Source organism: Laribacter hongkongensis DSM 14985, from assembly GCF_000423285.1.
Classification (GTDB): domain Bacteria; phylum Pseudomonadota; class Gammaproteobacteria; order Burkholderiales; family Aquaspirillaceae; genus Laribacter; species Laribacter hongkongensis.
The window spans coordinates 91,111-109,742 of record NZ_AUHR01000012.1 but is presented as its reverse complement, the minus strand read 5'-3'; the positions used below and the strand labels follow the sequence as shown (position 1 = coordinate 109,742).

The following is an 18,632-nucleotide window of genomic DNA, read 5'->3' as shown; positions in this document are numbered from 1 at the left end:
GTTCCGATGCATTACTCACCCGTTCGCCACTCGTCAGCAGACCGAAGTCCCTGTTACCGTTCGACTTGCATGTGTAAAGCATGCCGCCAGCGTTCAATCTGAGCCAGGATCAAACTCTTTCGTTCAATCTCAGCTAAGTACTTGGCTTGCTCAAAGAAACGACAAGAAAATGTTTTTCCTTGCGTCTATTTGAAGTGCGAGCCTGTGGGTTTCCACAAGCGCTCACACTTATCGGTTGTTCGTTTGTTAAAGAGCTTTCCGGACCAGCCGGCGCTGCGTCGTGCAGCGAGGTGGCGAACTATACCCACCTCTCCACAACTCGTCAACACCCAACCCCACAAAACCTGCAACAATCCGGCATCCACCTGTTTCAAAACGAAATTCCCGGCAAAAAAATCCGCCCACCCCGGCTCAACGCGCAAATGCCGCCTGCTCTCCTTACCCCGCTGCACGGATCAACAGCCGGTCCAGGGCACGCTGGGGCAACACATGCCTCAGCCACCAGAACAGGTGCGTCGGAAACGTCACGCGATAACGGGCCTTCTGCTGCCGAGCATTCAACGCATGCACCACTACTTCGGCAACAGCGCTGGCCGGCAAGGTAAACCGTGTGGCCTCACCTTCTTTCTGCAACCGCTGCAACTCCCGCTCATATACATCTGCATGCACGCTGTAGCGATGATCCACATGCGCCAGAAAATGTTGCAGGGCATTGGGGCGAAAACGGCTGACAATCGGCCCCGGCTCCACCAGAGACACCTGGATGCCAGTACCGTCCAGCTCCAGCCGCAACGTATCGACCATTCCCTCCAGCGCAAACTTGCTGGCGTTATAAGCACCCCGCCAACGCATGGGCGCAAATCCCAGTACCGACGAATTGAACAGGATCCGGCCATGCCCTTGCCGGCGCATGACCGGCAGCACTTCGGATACCAGCTCCCAGACGCCAAACACATTGGTTTCAAACTGCTGCCGCAATGCATTTCTCGGAATGTCCTCCACTGCACCTGGCTGCCCAAAGCCGGCATTGCTGAATACCGCATCCAGCATTCCCCCGGTCTGCTCCAGCACCCGGGTCACGCCCGCGCGAATCGACTCGCTGCTGTCCACATCCATCTGCAAAGCCAGCGGAAACTGCGGGCGCAATTTTTCGACATCTTCCGCTCGTCTCGCCGAAGCAAACACCTGCCAGCCAGCCTGCTGCAGGCACAAGGCACTCGCTAGCCCGATCCCGCTGGAACAACCCGTCACCAAAATTCGTTTTTCGTGCATTTACAATGAACCTCTACATGCCGTATATGGCTGTTCTTTTCTTGCCCATGTCCTAACAGGAGAAAACCTTGACCCTCGGTCTTGCCTCGGTCGGCACCCCATGGATGTACGCCGGTTTCTTTGCCGCCGTGATCGCCATGATCGTGATCGACATCATCGCCCTCAACAAACAGGGCAGCCACAAAGTTTCAGCACGCGAAGCGCTGGGCTGGTCAGCCATCTGGATCAGCATTGCCATGCTGTTCAACCTGTGGCTCTGGTGGCACATCCGCACCAATGTCGACAGCGGTCTTGACGAAGTGGCCCGCGCCGCACTGGCCGACCAGAAGGCGCTGGAATTCCTGACAGGCTACCTGATCGAAAAATCGCTGGCCGTCGACAACATTTTCGTTTTCCTGCTGATCTTCAACTATTTCAAGGTTCCGGCCGCCTATCAGCGCCGCGTACTGGTTTACGGTGTGCTTGGTGCCATCTTCATGCGCGCCATCATGATCGCGCTGGGCGCAGTACTGGTGGCCGAATTCTCGTGGGTGCTGTACCTGTTCGGGGCCTTCCTCGTGTTTACCGGCATCAAGATGATGCTGCCGGAAAAGGAAAGCGCAGACGACCTGGGCAACAACCGCCTGCTCAAGTGGATCCGCAGCCACATGCGCATCACGACGGACTACCACGGCGAATCCTTCTTCGTTCGCTCCGGCGGCATCCTCTGGGCCACGCCGATGTTCCTCGTGCTGACCATGATCGAGCTGAGCGATCTGGTGTTTGCAGTCGACAGCATCCCAGCCATTTTCGCCGTCACCCGCGACCCGTTCATCGTGCTGACCTCCAACATCTTCGCCATCCTCGGACTGCGGGCCATGTATTTCCTGCTGGCCGACGTGGCCGACCGCTTCCACCTGCTCAAGTACGGCCTGGCCGTGGTGCTGACCTTCATCGGCGTCAAGATGCTGCTGCTGGACATCTACCACATCCCGACCGTGATCTCGCTCACGACGGTATTCGCGGTACTGACCACCTCCATCATCCTGTCCCTGTTGACCAGCCGGGACAAAAAATAATTAATCTGGATAAAGTGCGGAATTCACACCGTTTTCACCATTTAGAACTCTTGCTCTAGTGAAATATATCGGCAACAATCCGCTCCATCTCTGGCTGGCCCCAAGGGGTCAGCCTTTTTTCATTCCAGCGATATGGAGCAGTCCTTGTTGTTCTCCCGTTTGACCCTGGCGCTGACCTGCGCCGGCATCACCTCGACAGCCGCTGCTGCCGGCTTCCAGCTCTCCGAACAAAGCGTCACCAGCCTTGGCCGTGCCCATGCCGGCGCCGGCATCATGGGTGATGACCTGTCTGCGGCCTTCTACAACCCGGCGGGCATGCTGCTCAACAAGGGCACGTCCGTACAGGCCGGTATCGTGGCCGCCAGCGTGCGCCCGGAATACGAGGGCTCAGCCTACGGCAAGGCCGGTGTCGCCCGTGGCGATGTGCTCGAATGGATCCCCAACGGTTTCATGGTGCATGAAATCAGTCCCGACCTGCGCCTTGGCCTGTCGATGACGGCACCGTTCGGTCTGGCCACTGATTACGACGACAAATGGATCGGCAACCAGGCCGGCATCAGCAGCTCGATCAAGACGGTGGACATCAACCCGTCGATCGGCTGGCAAGCCACCCCGTGGCTGGCACTGGGTGCCGGTGTGTCGGCGCAGTACGCCAATGCCAGCCTGAAGCAAGGCATCCCGGGCGTGCTGCTTGGCGAAGTCAAGGCCAAGGGCTGGGCATGGGGCTACAACCTGGGCGCGATGGTGTCCCTGTCTGACAGCACCCGCCTTGGCCTGGCATACCGTTCCAAAATCGATCATAAAACCGACGGTTTTCTGGACTACACAGGTGGTCTTATTCCCGGTGGCCACAAGCATGAATCCGCCAAGGCCGACGTGACCGTTCCGGAATACATTACCCTGAGCGCCATGCACGAAATCAACCCACAATGGACGGTGTCGGGCATCGTGCGCTGGACCAACTGGTCGCGCCTGAAATCGATCGACGTGGTCAGCCAGTCCGGCGGCGGACTCAGCCTCGAAAACAACTGGGGCGACTCCTGGTACTACGGTGTGGGTGCCGACTACCGTCACAACGACCAGTGGACCTTCCGTGGCGGCCTTGCCTACGAAACCACGCCGGTCAAGTCGGCCGAATACCGCAACCCGCTGATTCCCGACAGTGACCGCGGCTGGGTCAGCCTCGGCGCCAGCTGGAAGGTCAACAAGCAAAGCCAGCTGGACTTCTCGTACAGCCACCTCTTTGCCATGGGCGACTCCAAGACCACCTACAAGGGACTGAACGGTGAATTCTCCGTCGTGGCCGACCTGATCGGCGTGCAGTACCAGTACCAGTTCTGACCGGAGCAGCCGGACACCGCAAGCGGGCCCACAGGCCCGCTTTTTTGTGCCCGCCATGCCGGCTGCTTGAGTTATCTGACTGCGCGCCGGAATTTGCCGCTACAATTTGGCGGTTTTTCCAGTGACATTCATCATGGCCAAACCTGCCAAACAGCCCGCCAGTTTTGAAAGCGCCGTCGAACAGCTCGATGCGCTGATCCGTGATCTCGAGCGTGGAGAGCTGCCTCTTGAAGCAGCACTGGCCGCCTACAAGCAAGGCGCCGAACTCGTCAAATTCTGTCAGGGCAAGCTTGCCGACGCCGAGCAGCAACTGCGCGTACTGGAAGCAGATGCACTCAAGCCACTGGACCCCGAGCATGACTGATACCGATTTCCTGCGCTGGATGACGGACATCCAGCAGCGCGTCGAAACCGCCCTCGCGGCCAGCCTGCCCGCCGGTACCCACGCCGCCACCCCGCTGTTTGATGCCATGCGCTACGCCGCACTGGACGGCGGCAAGCGCGTGCGGCCGCTGCTGGTATTTGCCGCCGGCGACGTTTCCGGTGCCACGCCTGAGGCCCTGTCGGCTGCCGCCTGCGCCGTGGAATGCATCCACGCCTACTCGCTGGTACACGACGACCTGCCCTGCATGGACGACGACGTACTGCGCCGCGGCAAACCCACTTGCCACATCGCCCACGGCGAAGCCATGGCCCTGCTGGCCGGCGATGCCCTCCAGGCCCATGCCTTCGAACTGCTGGCAATTCCCCTGCCCGGCGTCGTGCCGGCCCGGCAGCTGGCCATGGTGTCTGCACTGGCCCACGCCGCCGGCCCGCGCGGCATGTGCGGCGGTCAGGCCATCGATCTGGCAGCCGTCGGCCACGCACTGGACCAGACCGCACTGGAATACATGCACTGCCTGAAAACCGGCGCCCTGATCCAGGCGGCCGTCCGGCTTGGCGCCCTTGCCGGCTCGCCTGACGATGACGAACTGGCGGCCCTCGACCGCTACGCCCGCCGCATCGGCCTCGCTTTCCAGGTCATCGACGACGTGCTCGACTGCGAAGCCGACAGCGCCACGCTGGGCAAGACCGCCGGCAAGGATGCCGCCCACGACAAGCCTACCTACGTCAGCCTGATGGGACTGGGCGAAGCCCGCAGCTACGCGCACGCCCTGCTGGCAGACGCCCATGAGGCACTGGCCCTGTTCGGCGCCCGTGCCCGTCGCCTGCAACAGCTGGCCGACTACATCGTGGCGCGCTCTTTCTAATTTTTCTGGCCATCATGACTTCCACCCCGCTTCTCGACACGATTCAGATTCCGGCCGACCTGCGCGAGCTGGACCGCAAGCAACTGCCGCAGCTGGCGCGCGAACTGCGCGACTTTCTGGTGGATTCCGTCAGCCAGACCGGCGGGCACTTTGCCTCCAACCTCGGCTCGATCGAACTCACCATCGCCCTGCACTACGTCTACAACACGCCGGACGACCGGCTGGTGTGGGATGTCGGCCACCAGACCTATCCGCACAAGATCCTCACCGGCCGGCGCGACCGCATGCACACCATGCGGCAAAAAGGCGGCCTGGCCGGCTTTCCCAAGCGTGACGAATCGGAATACGACACCTTCGGCGTCGGTCACTCGTCCACCAGCATCGGTGCGGCACTGGGCATGGCCGTGGCCGCCCGCCAGACCGGCAGCGACCGCCGCGTGGTAGCGATCATCGGAGACGGCGCCATGACCGCTGGCCAGGCCTTCGAGGCGCTCAACAACGCCGGAGATTCGGACACGGACCTGCTGGTCATCCTCAACGACAACGACATGTCGATCTCGCCGAACGTCGGCGCGCTCAACCACTATTTCACCCGCCTCATGAGCGGCCGCTTCTACGCCACCATGAAAAGCGGCACCAACCGGGTGCTGGGCATGGCGCCGCCGCTGCAAAAGCTGGCGCACAAGGCTGAAGAGCAGGTCAAGGGCCTGCTGACCCCGGCCACCCTGTTCGAGGAATTCGGCTTCAACTACCTGGGTCCGGTCGACGGCCATGACCTGGGCGTACTGGTCAACACGCTGCAAAACATCCGCCAGCTCAAGGGGCCGCAGTTCCTGCACGTGGTCACCAAAAAGGGCCGCGGCTACAAGCTCGCGGAAAAAGACCCGATCAGCTATCACGGCGTCAGCAAGTTCAGTCCGGAAAACGGACTGGTCAGCAAATCCGGCAGCAGCAAGCCCGGCTACACGCAGGTATTCGGCGACTGGCTGTGCGACATGGCAGCACAGGACGAACGTCTCGTCGGCATCACGCCGGCCATGCGCGAAGGTTCGGGCATGGTGCGCTTCGAAAAGGAATATCCGGACCGCTATTTCGATGTCGGCATTGCCGAACAGCACGCGGTCACGTTCGCCGCCGGCATGGCCTGTGACGGGCTCAAGCCAGTGGTGGCGATCTACTCCACCTTCCTGCAACGCGCCTACGACCAGCTGATCCACGACGTCGCCCTGCAAAACCTGCCGGTGGTGTTTGCCATCGACCGCGCCGGGCTGGTGGGAGCTGACGGCCCGACCCACGCCGGTGCTTTCGACCTCTCCTACCTGCGTTGCATCCCCAACATGGTGGTGATGGCGCCGTCGGACGAAAACGAATGCCGGCAACTGCTCTACACCGCATTCCTGCACGACGGACCGACGGCCGTGCGCTACCCGCGCGGCACCGGTCCTGGCTGCGAACCGGTGGCCGCCATGACCGCCCTGCCGCTGGGCCAGGGCACGCTGCGCCGCCAGGGCAAGGGCATCGCCATCCTGGCGTTCGGCAGCATGGTGCATCCGGCACTGGCAGCAGCTGACCAGCTCGATGCCAGCGTGGCAGACATGCGCTTTGTCAAACCGCTGGACACCGCCCTGATCCGCCAGCTGGCGGCCAGCCACGAGCTGCTGGTCACGGTCGAGGAAAACGTGGTGATGGGCGGAGCCGGCAGCGCCGTGCTGGAACCCCTGGCCGCCGCCGGCATCACCGTGCCGGTGCTGAACCTCGGCCTGCCCGACCACTACGTCGAGCACGGTGACCCGGCCCTGCTGCTGGCCGACTGCGGCCTCGATCCTGCCGGCATCGTCCGCTCGGTCCGCCAGCGGCTGGACGATACTGCCTCCGGCACAGCCTGACAGGCTTCGGCATGAGCTGGCTGGATTCGCTGATCGTCCTCGACAACAGTCCGTTCGCGGCCTTGCCGCGCTACCTGATCGCACTGGGCATCGGCCTGCTGCTGGGCATCGAGCGCGAACGCAAGGCGCACTCACCGGCCGGCATCCGCACCTTTGCCCTGACCGCCATGTTCGGCACCCTCAACGCGCAGCTGGCCAACCAGATGCAGCTGCCGTTCCTGGCGCTGGGCGGACTCGGGGTGGTCGCGGTGTTCATCCTCGCGGCCTACCGCAAAACCGGTGCGGCCGACACCGCCGACACGCCGGACGTCACCACCCAGGTGGCTCTGGTACTGGCCTACTCACTGGGGATGATGGTGTGGCTCGACGGCGGCAAGCTCGCCGTAGCTCTGGGCATCATCGCCACCAGCCTGCTGTACCTGAAGCCGGAACTCCAGCGTTTCAGTCACCGGCTGACCCGCCACGACATCTACACCCTGCTCCAGTTCCTGGTGTTCTTCAGCATCATCCTGCCCCTGGTGCCCAACCGGCAGATGGGGCCGTTCAACGCCATCAACCCTTACGAAGTCTGGCTGATGGTGGTGCTGATCTCCGGCATCGGGCTGGCGGGCTATCTGGCGGTGCTGATCATCGGCAACCGCTCCGGCGCCTGGCTGCTGGGCATTCTGGGCGGGCTGGTTTCGAGCACGGCCACGTCGGTCACCTATTCGCGCCAGGCCGCGCATACTCCCGAGGCCCTGCCGTTTGCCGCTGCAGTGATCCGGCTGGCCAACATGGTGGTATTTGTCCGCATCGGCTTTCTGGCTGCCCTGCTGGCACCGGGCCTGCTGCCGACCCTGCTGCCGCCACTGGCGATTGCCGGACTGGCCGGGCTGGTCATCACGCTGTGGGCCGGCCGGCAGCCGGCAGCCGACAATCCCGCGCACGAATTCAGGCTCTCCAACCCGGTGGAGATTCCGACCGCCCTGCTGTTCGGCGTCATGTTTGCCGTGGTCGGCATTGCCATTGCGGCGCTGACCGACTGGATCGGCGTGGGCGGCCTCTACCTGGTGGCGGCGGTGTCCGGCCTGACCGACATCGACGCCATCGTGCTCAGTTCCTTCCGCCAGTACGCAGACGGACGGTTGCTGGGCCTGCCCGTCGGGCTGGCAATTGCCATCGCCCTGCTGGCCAATTCGGCCTTCAAGCTGGGGCTGGTGTCCAGCCTGGGCGGCCGGACGCTGGCCCGCCAGCTGGTGCCGGTGCTGCTGGTGCCGCCACTGCTGATGTTGCTGCTTGCCGCAGCCATGTTTTTCGGACAATAACGACAGTCATGCAGTCGTGATTGATCCAGTCAATTTGATGGTTTTAAACAGCCAATGCCCGACTTCTTTACTCAGGTATTGGCCGGCCAGTATACTCACCCCGAATTTCATCAGGGATATCCATCGTAGATGAACACCGTACCCATGCCTGACGTCCAGAGTTCGCCGGACACCCGCCACATTGCCATCAACAAGGTCGGCATCAAGTCGATCCGCCATCCGGTGCTGGTGGCCGACCGCTCCGGCGGCATCCAGCACACTGTCGGCGTTTTCAACATGTACGTGCACCTGCCGCACAATTTCAAAGGCACGCACATGTCCCGCTTTGTCGAGATCCTCAACAGCCACGACCGCGAGATCTCGGTGGAAAGCTTTGAAGCCATCGTGCGCGAAATGTGCGAGCGGCTGGAAGCCCAGTCGGGCTATCTGGAAATGAGCTTTCCGTACTTCGTCAACAAGACCGCGCCGGTCTCCGGCGTGCAGAGCCTGCTGGACTACGAAGTGACCTTCGTCGGCGAAATCATCAACGGCGACTACCGCTTCACCATGAAGGTGCTGGTGCCGGTCACCAGCCTGTGCCCGTGCTCGAAGAAGATTTCCGAACGCGGTGCCCACAACCAGCGCTCGCACATCACCATCACCGCCACCACCCGGGCCGACGTGTGGATCGAAGACCTGATCGACGTGGCGGAAACCCAGGCCAGCTGCGAGCTGTACGGCCTGCTCAAGCGTCCGGACGAAAAGTTCGTCACCGAGCGAGCCTACGACAATCCGAAGTTCGTCGAGGACCTGGTGCGTGACGTGGCAGCCGCCGTCCACCGTGACGACCGCATCACGGCCTACGTGATCGAAAGCGAAAACTTCGAATCGATCCACAACCACTCGGCCTACGCCCTGATCGAGCACGACAAGCGCGCCTGAGCGCCACTTGCCTGCCAATGCCGCCACCGGAGCCCCCTCCGGTGGCGGTTGTCGTTTCAGTGCTGCCGCCCGGCCTGCCTGTAGGCTTCCAGCGCAGCCGGAAAGCAGGCCAGTGTCCGCTCGATCACGCCCTGCGCCACCGAAATCGCCATGCCGTAATTGGTGACCGGCACCCCCTGGCGGGCAGCCTGCCGCTGCCGCGCCAGCATGTCCTGGCGCGTCACCATGCAGCCACCGCACTGCACCACCAGCTGGTAACCGGACAGGTCGTCCGGAAAATCACGCCCGGCCACCACGTCCACTTCCAGCGGGCCGTTGGCCGCCCGTGACAGCAGGCGCGGAATCTTCACCCGGCCGATGTCGTCGTCCTGCGCGTGGTGCGAACACGCCTCGGCAATCAGCACCCGGTCGCCAGGCAACAGGCGCCGGATGCAGCCCGCGCCCTGCGCCAGCTGCACCATGTCGCCCTTGAAGCGCGACATCAGGATCGAGAACGTGGTCAGCGGCACCGTGTCCGGCGTCTGCTGCACCACCGGCTGCACCACCTGCGAATCGCAGACCACCAGTGCCGGCGGCACATCCAGCCGCGCCAGCCGGGCTGCGTAGTCCTGCTCCTTGACCACCAGCGCGCAGGCATCTCGGTCCAGCACCTCGCGCAGCGTCATCACCTGCGGCAGGATCAGCCGCCCTTTGGGAGCGCTGATGTCGATCGGCACCACCAGCAGCACCAGGTCCTGCGGCGCCAGCAGGTCGCCGACCAGCACCGGCACCGGCTCTCCGGCCGGCGGCTGCAACAGCGCCAGCAAGGCCCGTCGCACTTCGGCCACGTCGTCGTCCGAACGGCTCGACACCATCAGGCAGCGTCCGGCTTCCTGTTGCAGGGCGGCCAGCACATCGTGCGCCGGCCTCTCCACATCGCAGTGGTTGACCAGCACCAGATGCGGCACGCCGCGTGCCCGCGCCTCGCGCAGCACCACCCGGTCCTCGTCACGCAGGCCTCCCGGGCTGACCAGCAGGACCACCAGGTCCACCCGGGCCAGCACGGCACGGGTTTTCTGCACCCGCAGCATCCCCAGTTCGCCCTCGTCGTCCAGCCCGGCAGTATCGACAAACAGCACCGGACCGAACGGCAGCAGTTCGTAGGCTTTTTCCACCGGATCGGTGGTGGAGCCGGGCCGGGCCGACACGATGGCCCGTTCCTGTCCGGTCAGGGCATTGAACCAGCTCGACTTGCCGGCATTGCGGCAGCCGAACAGGCCGATGTGGGGCATCAACCCCCGCGGAGTGGTCAGCATCGTCCGCCTCAGCAGTAAATGTCGCGCCGGCCGGCGCGGATCATGCCGAGCATTTTTTCGGCGTTGCGGCGCGTTTTCGGCTCCATGTCGTCCAGTGCTTCGACAATGGCCTGCGAGCCGGCCTGCTGCGTGGCCGGGCTGGCGTAATCGCACAGGTATTCCTGGAGGGTGGTCACGGCATTGGGATCGCACTTGCGCTTGATCAGCCCCGGCTTGGCCAGGTCCATGAAATCCTTGCCGGTGCGGCCGGCGCGGTAGCAGGCGGTGCAGAACGACGGCACATAGCCGCTGGCAGCCAGTTCGGCCACCACCTCTTCCAGCGAGCGGTGGTCACCCAGCTGGAACTGGCCGGTGGAATCCTCGTCGGCACCGTAGCCGCCAGGATTGGTGCGGCTGCCGGCCGAAATCTGCGACACGCCCAGCGCGCAGGCTTCGCGCCGCATGGCGGCCGATTCCCGCGTGGACAGGATCAGGCCGGTATACGGCACGGCCAGCCGCAGGATGGCGATGATCTTCTTGAAATCAAGGTCGGAAACACCGGCAGGCGGTGCCTCGGACAGGGGGGCGCCTTCGGCCGGCTCGATGCGCGGCACGCTGATGGTGTGCGGGCCGACGCCGAAGCGGTTCTCGAGGTGCGCGGCGTGCTGCATCAGCGACAGCAGCTCGAAGCGCCAGTCGTGCAGGCCGAACAGTACGCCCAGACCGACATCGTCGATGCCGGCCAGCATGGCGCGGTCCATGGCCGAGCAGCGCCAGTCAAAATCGGTTTTCTGCCCGCCCAGGTGCACCCGGGCGTAGGCCGCCCGGTGATAGGTTTCCTGGAAAAGCTGGTAGGTGCCGATTTCGGCGGCTTTCAGGTCGTGGAACTGCGCCAGCTCCAGCGGTGCCACATTCACGTTCAGCCGGCGGATGTTGCCGTGTGCGTGCGTCACCGAATACACCGCTTCGATGGCATCCAGTACGTAACGGAAGCCGCCCCGGGCGGCCGGATAGCCTTCCCCGGCCACCAGCAGCACCCGTTTCTGCCCCTGGTCGATCAGCTGCCGCGCCTCGTGCCGGATGGCGTCCATGTCGAGCGCGTGGCGCTGGATGTCCTTGTTGGAGCGGCGGAAAGCACAGTAGGAACACTCGTTCTTGCACAGGTTGGAGATGTAAAGCGGGGCAAACAGCACCATGCGCCGGCCGTAGATCGCTTCCTTGACCTCGCGGGCAGTGGCAAACAGCGCCTCGCACAGCTCGGCAGAATCGATCAGGGTCAGGGCAGCCACGTCGGCAAAATCCAGCCCCTTGAGTTCGCGGGCCCTGGCGAGGATTTCCTGCACCCGCACCGGATCGGCCACGGCGTCTGCCAGTGCGGCCTCGATGGCGGCCGGCGCCAGCCAGTCAGCCTGCGTATCGTGAAGATCAGACATGAAAACACTTTCTGTCCGGACAGAGTCAGTGCCCGGACGTGCAAATACCGCAATACCGCACCGGAAGCCTCTGCGCGGCCCTGATTCCGTTCAGGGGCACGCGGGCAGCCGCTTCCGGCAACAGAAAACGCACCGGCCACCGGCATCGCCCGCGCCGGCGGCCCGAACGGCCAGCCCCGGACCGGGGCCTGGACTAGTCCTGGTGCCGCCCTTCCGGCCACAGCTGCGTCAGGCAGAATTCGGCCTTGGGTTCGCGGCTGTGGTAGTGGGTGTGCAGCAGGTCATGCGCCACATGCGACAGCGGCTCGCCCAGAAAATCCTCATACAGCCGCCGGACCTGCTGGTTGCGGTGCGACTGGCGCACGGCGCGGGCCCGGTCGATGGCAAACAGCCCGGCCCGGCGTTCGCCGGCATGCTTGAGGTAGCGCTTGTTGTGGCGCAGGTGACCGCCGCCGTCGATGCAGCCGCCGGGACAGGCCATCACCTCGATGAAGTCGTAACGCGCCTTGCCGGCCAGTACGGCTTCGGCCATCTGCCCGGCCGCCCGCAGTCCGTGCACGATGGCCACCCGCAGGGTGCCGACGTCACCGCCGACCTCGATGGTGGCTTCGCGCACGGATTCGTTGCCGCGCACCGCCTGCACGTCGATTTCTCCCAGCTCGCGCTGGTTGACGGCGTAGTACAGGGTGCGGATGGCCGCTTCCATCACGCCGCCGGACGCACCGAAAATGGCTCCGGCGCCGCTGTATTCGCTCATCAGCGGGTCATCGAATGCCGACGGCTCCAGCGCGGCCAGGTCCACGCCTTCGCGCCGCAGCAGGCGGGCAAATTCGCGGATGGTCAGCACCACGTCCACGTCCGGCACGCCGTTGCGGCCCAGCTGCGGCCGGGCGGCTTCCTGTTTTTTTGCCGTGCAGGGCATGACCGACACCACCCGCACGCGGGCGGGATCGATACCCATACGGGTCGGCAGCCAGCTCTTGGCCAGCGAGCCCAGACAGGCCTGTGGTGAGCGGGTGGACGACATCATCGGCAGGATGTCCGGATGGTGCTTTTCGGCGTAGTCGACCCAGCCCGGACAACAGGACGTGAACGTGGTGCCTTCGTGCTGGCGCACCCGCCCCAACACCTCGTGGCCTTCTTCCATGATGACGAGGTCGGCGGCAAAGTTGGTGTCGAGGATCACGTCGGCACCGATGGCCCGCAGCGCGGCCACGACCTGGCCTTCGACGTTGGTGCCCGGCGGCAGGCCGAATGCCTCGCCCAGCCCCACCCGGATGGCCGGCGCGATCTGGAACACGGTGACGATGTCCGGATCGACCAGGTAGTCCATGACGGTCCGGGTTTCGTCGCGCTCGGCCAGCGCGCCGGTCGGACAGACCATGACGCACTGCCCGCAGGAAACACAGTCGGACTCGCGGCGCGAGTTGCCGCCCTTGAGGGCGATGGTGGCCTGCTGGCCGCGGCCGATGAATTCCAGCGCGTCGATGGCCTGCACTTCGCGGCATACCGCCACGCAGCGCAGGCAGCGGATGCAGCGGGTGGCATCGTAGACGATGGCCGAATGGTTGGCCTGCGGCACCGGCGGCGTGGGCTCGAACTGGCAGCTGCTGAAATGCCGGTGGCTCATGCCGACCACGCTGGCCACGTCGAGCAGCTCGCAATGGCCGTGCCGCGAACAGGTAGCGCAGTCCTGGTTGTGTTCGTCGAGGATCAGCTCGACCTGGCGCCGGCGCAGTTCCTGCACGTGCGGCGTGCGGGTGAATATCTGCACACCGTCCACCATCGGCGTGTCGCAGGCGGTCACGTAAACCGGCTCCGGCTCGCCTTCGCGCTGGATGCCCACCAGGCAGACCCGGCAGGTGCCGGGCGCGTGGCGGATGTCATGCATCTCGCACAGGGTGGGGATGAAAATGCCGTTGCGGCGCGCCACTTCCAGAATGGTTTCGTTGGCGGTGAATTCGTATTCCTGACCGTTGATCCGGGCTTTCATGGCTCTACCTGTTCACGCACATTCGGCGGTCGGGACGGCGTCTTCAAGCGGCGCCCCGGTAATGACGGAGTAAATGCGGTAACACCGCAGGCAGCGGTCGGCTTCGAAATATGCCTCGGCCTGGGTGATGACCTGCTCGACTTCGGAAAAATTGCCCACCCGCTCGGCCACGTCCAGCTCGGGCAGGGTAAAGCGGTTCTTGCGTGCCAGCGGCCGGTTGAGGCTGCCGGTCGCCAGAAGGCGGTTGCTGGCCAGCAGGCGCTGCATGCGCTGGCGCGGCTGCACCGTCACATGGCCCTGCGACAGGTACTGGACGATGCTGTGTGCAGCCTTGGCGCCCTGGCCCATGGCGTGGATCAGCGTCAGCGGACCCAGCACGCAGTCGCCGCCGGCAAACACGCCGGTACGCGAGGTCTCCAGCGTGTCGGGATCGGCCTCGATGCAGCCGTAGCGGTTGATGGTGATACCGTCGTCCGGGCTGAGGGTGCCGCGGTCGACCTGCTGGCCGATGGCGGCGATCAGGTAGTCGCACGCCACGATGCGCTCGCTGCCGGGGATGCTTTCGATCTGGCTGCGTCCGCGTGAATCGGTGCCGGTCTGGCGCATCTCCACCACTTCCACGCCCGTCACCCGGCCGTTTTCGCAGATCAGCCGCGACGGATTGTTCAGGCAGTGGAACACCACGCCTTCCTTCTCGGCCGCCTCGATTTCCTCGTGGTCGGCCGGCATGTCGTCACGGGTGCGGCGATAGACCAGATGCACCTTGCTGGCGCCCAGCCGCACGGCCGAACGCACGCAGTCCATTGCCACGTTACCGGCACCGACCACCACCACCTCGCCCTTCAGCTCGAACGGAATGTGGTATTCCACCTGGTCGTGCACGGCACGCAGGAAGTTGATGCCCGAGTAGTAGCCGTCGGCGGACGGGTCTTCGCCGGCAATGCCCAGCAGCGAACCCTGGCGGGCGCCGTAACCGAGGAACACTGCGTCGTAGCCCTGGCTGAACAGGTCGCTGACCGAATAGTCCTGCCCCAGCCGCCGGCCATAGCACAGACGTCCGCCCAGCCGCTGGATGGCATCTTCGGATTCGGCCCGCAGCACGTCCTTGGGCAGGCGGTAGCTGGGGATGCCGACCGAGGCCATGCCGCCGGCCTTGTCCTGCATTTCCAGCACGTCCACGTCAATGCCCTTGCGCAGCAGCTGGTAGGCACAGGTGATGCCGGCGCCACCGGCGCCCACCACTGCCACGCGTTTTTTCTGCGCCAGTGCCGGCGTGCGGATGCGGCTCTTGTCGAACAGGCTCTGGCCGGCCTGGTAACCGCGGTCGGCAGCAAAGCGCTTGAGCATCTTGATGCCCACGGCACCGTCCACCAGCCGCCGCCGGCAGGCCTGTTCGCAAAAGCGCACACAGACCCGGCCGCAGGTGGCCGCCAGCGGATATTTGTCGAGGATGACGCCCAGCGCATAGGCCGGGTTGCCGGCGCGGATGTGGTCGATGTAGCGCGGCACGTCGAGCTTGGCCGGACAGGCTTCGATGCAGGGCGCCGTCACGTAGACCATGCCCGGCTGCGCAGCCGGCACGGCGCCGGATCTGGCTTCGGCAGCAAAGACTTCCGGGAAGTGCCGGATGGCAGCGGCCAGCGCCAGGGTACAGGTGCGCCCGAGGCCGCACAGCGAGCTTTCGGCCACCAGACTGGCCAGCTCGAGGATGGTGGGCAGGCTGCGGTCGGTCAGCTTGCCGCGTTGCAGGGCCTCCAGTTCGTCCAGGAGCTTGCGCGTGCCGATGCGGCACGGCGCGCACTTGCCGCACGATTCGTCCACTGCCCGCTGCATGTACTGGCGAAAGGCGTCAACGAGGCTGGCGGCGGGATCAAACACCAGAAAGCCGCGGTCGGCGACAAACACCCTGACCGGATTGTCCGGTGCAAACTGTTCCAGTCCGCTGACCGGCAACGGTGCGGCGTCCTGCCCGTTGCGGCAGTCGTACACCCGGTCGTCCCATACTCCGTATTGCAGCGTATCCAATTCGTCCTCCGTCTGCGCCCTGCGCGGTTGATCCTGATCGTCGAGCCGTCCGTACCGACGGGCGTCATGAAGGGGGAGTGGCCGCCGCAGTTCCGCCGGCAGGTCCGGCAGTGCGGCGGGCAAAATGCGGGGCGTCGCCCCAGCCTTCGCGGCCGATGCGCCGGCCGGCACCGGCGATGCGCTGCGCCAGGCAGGCGGCACAGGCTTCGGGCTGGTCATCAAGGCACGGCTTGCCGTCATAAAGCTGGTAATGCCGCCGCACGCCAGGCGGCGTGGTCTGCGGCATCATCACGTTGGCGCCGCAGCGAAGCGCGCGCTCGCGCCCCTGCGGATCGAGCGTCTGCAAGGCGGTCGTGGCGGCGATGTTGGCGTCGCGCAGCAACAGGCGCGCCACGGCGATCATGCGCAGGGTCCAGTCCAGCCGGGTGGCAACCGGCGGCACCGGCCAGTCATCCGGCATGGCCGAGCGGGCGTGCGGGATGTAGGGGCCCATGCCGATCATGTCGACATCGAGGGCGGCAAACATGCACAGGTCGTGCGCCAGGTCGGCCAGCGTCTGGCCGGGAATGCCGATCATCACGCCGGTGCCGACCATGAAGCCGGTATCGCGCAGTGCGTGCAGGCATTCGAGGCGGGCGGCAAAGGTCTGCGACGGCGGGTGCAGCCGGGCAAACAGGGCCGGCGAGAAGGTTTCCATGCGCAGCAGGTAGCGGTGGGCACCGGCTTCGCGCAGGCGGGCGTAATCGGCGCGGGACTGCTCGCCCACGCTGAGCGTGATGCCCAGCCCGTCCGGCAGCCGCTCGCTGCGGGTAGCCGACTTGATGGCACGCAGGACATCGACCAGCCCGTCGATGAAACGGCGGTCTCGCCGTTCACCCGCTTGCAGCACGATGGAGCCGTAGCCCTGCTTCACGCACCAGAGCGCGGTCCCGACGATGTCTTCGTGCGTCAGCGTGTAGCGCGGCAACCGCCGGTTACCCTTGCGGATGCCGCAGTACAGGCAGTCGCAGGCGCACACGTTGGAAAACTCGATCAGCCCGCGCAGCTGCACGTCAGCGCCGCAATGGTGCAGCAGGGTGTCCTCGGCAGCCTGGCGCAGCGCCTCCTGTTCGTCCGGCGAGCCGGCAGACAGCACGGCCAGCACGTCGGCAGGCTGCGCGGCACACCCGCTGCGCAGCTTTTGCAAACCGGAGGAAAAATCGGCACGAGTCGACACGCTGTTGGCTTCAGGGACAATCCAGAGATGACCCACGATAGCGCAAGCACAAAACCCAGTCATTAGAATTGTCTAATTTTCCTATATTCAAGGGCGAATTCACGTAAAAACAAGGGTTTTTGCCAGCGCTGATAATTCATGCCGTCAACATTGCGGCAACCGCCAGCGCACAGTCTGGTCAGGCTCCAGGCTTTCAGGACCAGACCGGCGTGGCAGCCAGCGCCATGCGCACGAATCCACTGAGGCCCGCGTGACCGCCGGATGCATCACCGGGCGGGCGGCCCGGAATCAACCTGCCCTTGCCGGAAAACGCCGCCGTTTCTGCCAGCCCGGCAGCGTGGCTCCGTCGCCGTCAGGTTCTGCTCGCCAGCCACCATTAGCTCCGGCACACTGCAAGGTCAATAAAAATGACCATAAAAAAGGATTCCGCCATGCACAGGCTTGCGGTACTCGGACTGGTACTGGCCACCACTACGCTGCATGCCGCCGGCAGCGAACGCTTTGTCCGGCAGTTGGAACTGCCGTCCGGGCAGATGCTGCGGGTGGCCGAAGGCGAACAGGAGCCGCGCTCGATCGGCAGCTTCAGCGTGCTGCTGTACGACATCCTGCCGGGCCGCCCGGATACCCGCCTGTTCGTCAGCGGCCTGGTCGTGCCGCGCGACGGTACGCTGGAAAGCGCCGGGCTGGTGCCGGTTGACGCCGATGCCCGCCCGGAACTGGTGGTGCGCATCCGTTCGGCCGGCAGCGGCAGCTACCTGTCGGCTCATGCGTTCACGATCGACCGCAGCGGACTGCACCAGCTGGTCAGCGTGGCCGGCCTGCCGCCTGACGCCGATGCAGCGGCCGCCCTCAGGTCACGGTTGACAGGCCAGCCGGCCGGCAGGCCCTGATGCCGCAGCCGGCAAAGCTGCTGTTTGGCGTCGCACCCGTGGAAGGGGATTTTGCTGCATTTCACGGTACCATCAGGTGAATTGACCAGATATTCCACCGACAAGCCGCACCATGACCCTGTTTGCCCTCTCCCAAGCCCTGATCGTCGTCGCCATGGTTTTTGACGTGATGACGTTCCAGTTCCGTGAACGGCGGCACGTGGTTTACAGCATGGTGGCAGCCCAGGTCCTGATTGCTGCGCACTTCGGCCTGCTGGACCAGTGGACCGCCGTGCTGGTGATTGCCATTGCCGCTGTCCGCAACCTGGTCAGCCTCAAGGTCCGTTCGGCGCGGCTGATGTGGCTGTTCATCACCCTGGCCGTGGCGGTAACGGCGTTTACATGGAGCGGCCCGCTGAGCCTGCTGGCCTGCGTCGGATCGGCCCTGCCCAACCTGGCCATGTTCAGCCCGAACGACCGGCGCATGCGCAAGCTGCTGATGGTCAGCACCGCCATCTGGATTGCCCACAATGCGCTGGCAGGCTCGCCGATGGCGACCCTGATGGAGGTGTGCTATCTCGCCGGCAACCTGGTGGGTTACTGGCGCATCTACGGCCGTCGCCAGCCCGCCGCCACCGGCGAGCAGCCCCCCGCCCACTGATCTCCGGCAACCCGTCACCTCCCTGGCGGCCACGCAAATGCGTACCCCCGTCGAGGGGCAGGACGACACTGATGCATGACCATGCGGGTGCGGGTGCGGGTGCGGGTGCGGGTGCGGGTGCGGGTGCGG

Annotated in this window: 15 protein-coding genes and 1 rRNA gene; 9 read left to right on the top strand and 7 right to left on the bottom strand. The window is 64.7% G+C overall.

All coding sequences use genetic code 11. The features are described 5' to 3' along the window. Positions 1-125 (bottom strand): 16S ribosomal RNA (locus G542_RS0111320); the annotation flags it as partial. Between the two features lie 313 nt (positions 126-438). Next, the gene (locus G542_RS0111315) at positions 439-1,272 is read right to left on the bottom strand and encodes an SDR family NAD(P)-dependent oxidoreductase (RefSeq protein ID WP_012697788.1); all 834 of its coding nucleotides are present in this window, start codon (positions 1,270-1,272) and stop codon (positions 439-441) included. Positions 1,273-1,376: 104 nt separating this feature from the next. Here G542_RS0111315 and G542_RS0111310 point away from each other — a divergent pair, with 104 nt between their 5' ends. From G542_RS0111310 to folE2, 7 genes are all read left to right on the top strand, one after another. After that, complete coding sequence (locus tag G542_RS0111310) at positions 1,377-2,330, top strand: TerC family protein (protein ID WP_034985673.1); 954 nt, start codon at positions 1,377-1,379, stop codon at positions 2,328-2,330. A gap of 144 nt (positions 2,331-2,474) precedes the next feature. After that, positions 2,475-3,671 carry an OmpP1/FadL family transporter gene (locus tag G542_RS0111305; RefSeq protein ID WP_162142357.1) on the top strand — a complete coding sequence of 399 codons (1,197 nt, stop codon included), beginning with the start codon at positions 2,475-2,477 and terminating at the stop codon, positions 3,669-3,671. A 133-nt stretch (positions 3,672-3,804) separates the two neighbouring features. After that, a complete protein-coding gene (locus G542_RS0111300; RefSeq protein WP_027824161.1) occupies positions 3,805-4,035 on the top strand; it encodes an exodeoxyribonuclease VII small subunit in 231 nt (76 codons plus the stop codon). After that, positions 4,028-4,921 (top strand): polyprenyl synthetase family protein, encoded by an 894-nt coding sequence (locus G542_RS0111295; protein WP_027824160.1) that lies wholly within the window; start codon positions 4,028-4,030, stop codon positions 4,919-4,921. The genes G542_RS0111300 and G542_RS0111295 overlap by 8 nt, the downstream gene beginning before the upstream one ends. Before the next feature lie 14 nt (positions 4,922-4,935). Then, on the top strand, positions 4,936-6,807 hold the full coding sequence (gene dxs / locus G542_RS0111290; protein ID WP_027824159.1) for a 1-deoxy-D-xylulose-5-phosphate synthase: 1,872 nt from the start codon (positions 4,936-4,938) through the stop codon (positions 6,805-6,807). 11 nt (positions 6,808-6,818) lie between these two features. Continuing rightward, the gene (locus tag G542_RS0111285) at positions 6,819-8,111 is read left to right on the top strand and encodes an MgtC/SapB family protein (RefSeq protein ID WP_027824158.1); all 1,293 of its coding nucleotides are present in this window, start codon (positions 6,819-6,821) and stop codon (positions 8,109-8,111) included. 129 nt (positions 8,112-8,240) lie between these two features. Further along, a complete protein-coding gene (gene folE2 / locus G542_RS0111280) occupies positions 8,241-9,032 on the top strand; it encodes a GTP cyclohydrolase FolE2 (protein WP_027824157.1) in 792 nt (263 codons plus the stop codon). A gap of 56 nt (positions 9,033-9,088) precedes the next feature. Here folE2 and hydF read toward each other — a convergent pair whose 3' ends face one another. The 5 genes from hydF to hydE form a co-directional block, all read right to left on the bottom strand. Then, complete coding sequence (hydF, locus tag G542_RS0111275; RefSeq protein ID WP_027824156.1) at positions 9,089-10,327, bottom strand: [FeFe] hydrogenase H-cluster maturation GTPase HydF; 1,239 nt, start codon at positions 10,325-10,327, stop codon at positions 9,089-9,091. An 8-nt stretch (positions 10,328-10,335) separates the two neighbouring features. Continuing rightward, positions 10,336-11,739 carry a [FeFe] hydrogenase H-cluster radical SAM maturase HydG gene (gene hydG / locus G542_RS0111270; protein ID WP_027824155.1) on the bottom strand — a complete coding sequence of 468 codons (1,404 nt, stop codon included), beginning with the start codon at positions 11,737-11,739 and terminating at the stop codon, positions 10,336-10,338. 193 nt (positions 11,740-11,932) lie between these two features. After that, positions 11,933-13,732: a 2Fe-2S iron-sulfur cluster binding domain-containing protein gene (locus G542_RS0111265; protein WP_027824154.1), complete on the bottom strand. Its 1,800-nt coding sequence runs from the start codon at positions 13,730-13,732 to the stop codon at positions 11,933-11,935. A 12-nt stretch (positions 13,733-13,744) separates the two neighbouring features. After that, positions 13,745-15,757, bottom strand: a complete 2,013-nt coding sequence (locus tag G542_RS0111260) for an FAD-dependent oxidoreductase (RefSeq protein WP_027824153.1) — start codon at positions 15,755-15,757, stop codon at positions 13,745-13,747. Positions 15,758-15,821: 64 nt separating this feature from the next. Continuing rightward, positions 15,822-16,973: a [FeFe] hydrogenase H-cluster radical SAM maturase HydE gene (gene hydE, locus G542_RS19260; protein ID WP_244878703.1), complete on the bottom strand. Its 1,152-nt coding sequence runs from the start codon at positions 16,971-16,973 to the stop codon at positions 15,822-15,824. A gap of 431 nt (positions 16,974-17,404) precedes the next feature. Here hydE and G542_RS0111250 point away from each other — a divergent pair, with 431 nt between their 5' ends. Both G542_RS0111250 and G542_RS0111240 read left to right on the top strand, forming a co-directional pair. Continuing rightward, on the top strand, positions 17,405-17,863 hold the full coding sequence (locus G542_RS0111250) for a PliI family lysozyme inhibitor of I-type lysozyme (RefSeq protein ID WP_027824151.1): 459 nt from the start codon (positions 17,405-17,407) through the stop codon (positions 17,861-17,863). Between the two features lie 112 nt (positions 17,864-17,975). Continuing rightward, positions 17,976-18,503: a YgjV family protein gene (locus G542_RS0111240; RefSeq protein ID WP_027824150.1), complete on the top strand. Its 528-nt coding sequence runs from the start codon at positions 17,976-17,978 to the stop codon at positions 18,501-18,503. The last annotated feature ends 129 nt before the right edge of the window (positions 18,504-18,632 follow it).

What these genes read in the sequence shown, in the direction of transcription:
- G542_RS0111250 (WP_027824151.1), top strand. Translation starts at nt 17,405, where the DNA reads ATGCACAGGCTTGCGGTACTCGGACTGGTACTGGCCACCACTACGCTG.
- G542_RS0111315 (WP_012697788.1), bottom strand. Translation starts at nt 1,272, where the DNA reads ATGCACGAAAAACGAATTTTGGTGACGGGTTGTTCCAGCGGGATCGGG.
- G542_RS0111300 (WP_027824161.1), top strand. Translation starts at nt 3,805, where the DNA reads ATGGCCAAACCTGCCAAACAGCCCGCCAGTTTTGAAAGCGCCGTCGAA.
- G542_RS0111310 (WP_034985673.1), top strand. Translation starts at nt 1,377, where the DNA reads ATGTACGCCGGTTTCTTTGCCGCCGTGATCGCCATGATCGTGATCGAC.
- G542_RS0111295 (WP_027824160.1), top strand. Translation starts at nt 4,028, where the DNA reads ATGACTGATACCGATTTCCTGCGCTGGATGACGGACATCCAGCAGCGC.
- hydF (WP_027824156.1), bottom strand. Translation starts at nt 10,327, where the DNA reads ATGCTGACCACTCCGCGGGGGTTGATGCCCCACATCGGCCTGTTCGGC.
- hydG (WP_027824155.1), bottom strand. Translation starts at nt 11,739, where the DNA reads ATGTCTGATCTTCACGATACGCAGGCTGACTGGCTGGCGCCGGCCGCC.
- dxs (WP_027824159.1), top strand. Translation starts at nt 4,936, where the DNA reads ATGACTTCCACCCCGCTTCTCGACACGATTCAGATTCCGGCCGACCTG.
- G542_RS0111240 (WP_027824150.1), top strand. Translation starts at nt 17,976, where the DNA reads ATGACCCTGTTTGCCCTCTCCCAAGCCCTGATCGTCGTCGCCATGGTT.
- G542_RS0111285 (WP_027824158.1), top strand. Translation starts at nt 6,819, where the DNA reads ATGAGCTGGCTGGATTCGCTGATCGTCCTCGACAACAGTCCGTTCGCG.
- folE2 (WP_027824157.1), top strand. Translation starts at nt 8,241, where the DNA reads ATGAACACCGTACCCATGCCTGACGTCCAGAGTTCGCCGGACACCCGC.
- G542_RS0111265 (WP_027824154.1), bottom strand. Translation starts at nt 13,732, where the DNA reads ATGAAAGCCCGGATCAACGGTCAGGAATACGAATTCACCGCCAACGAA.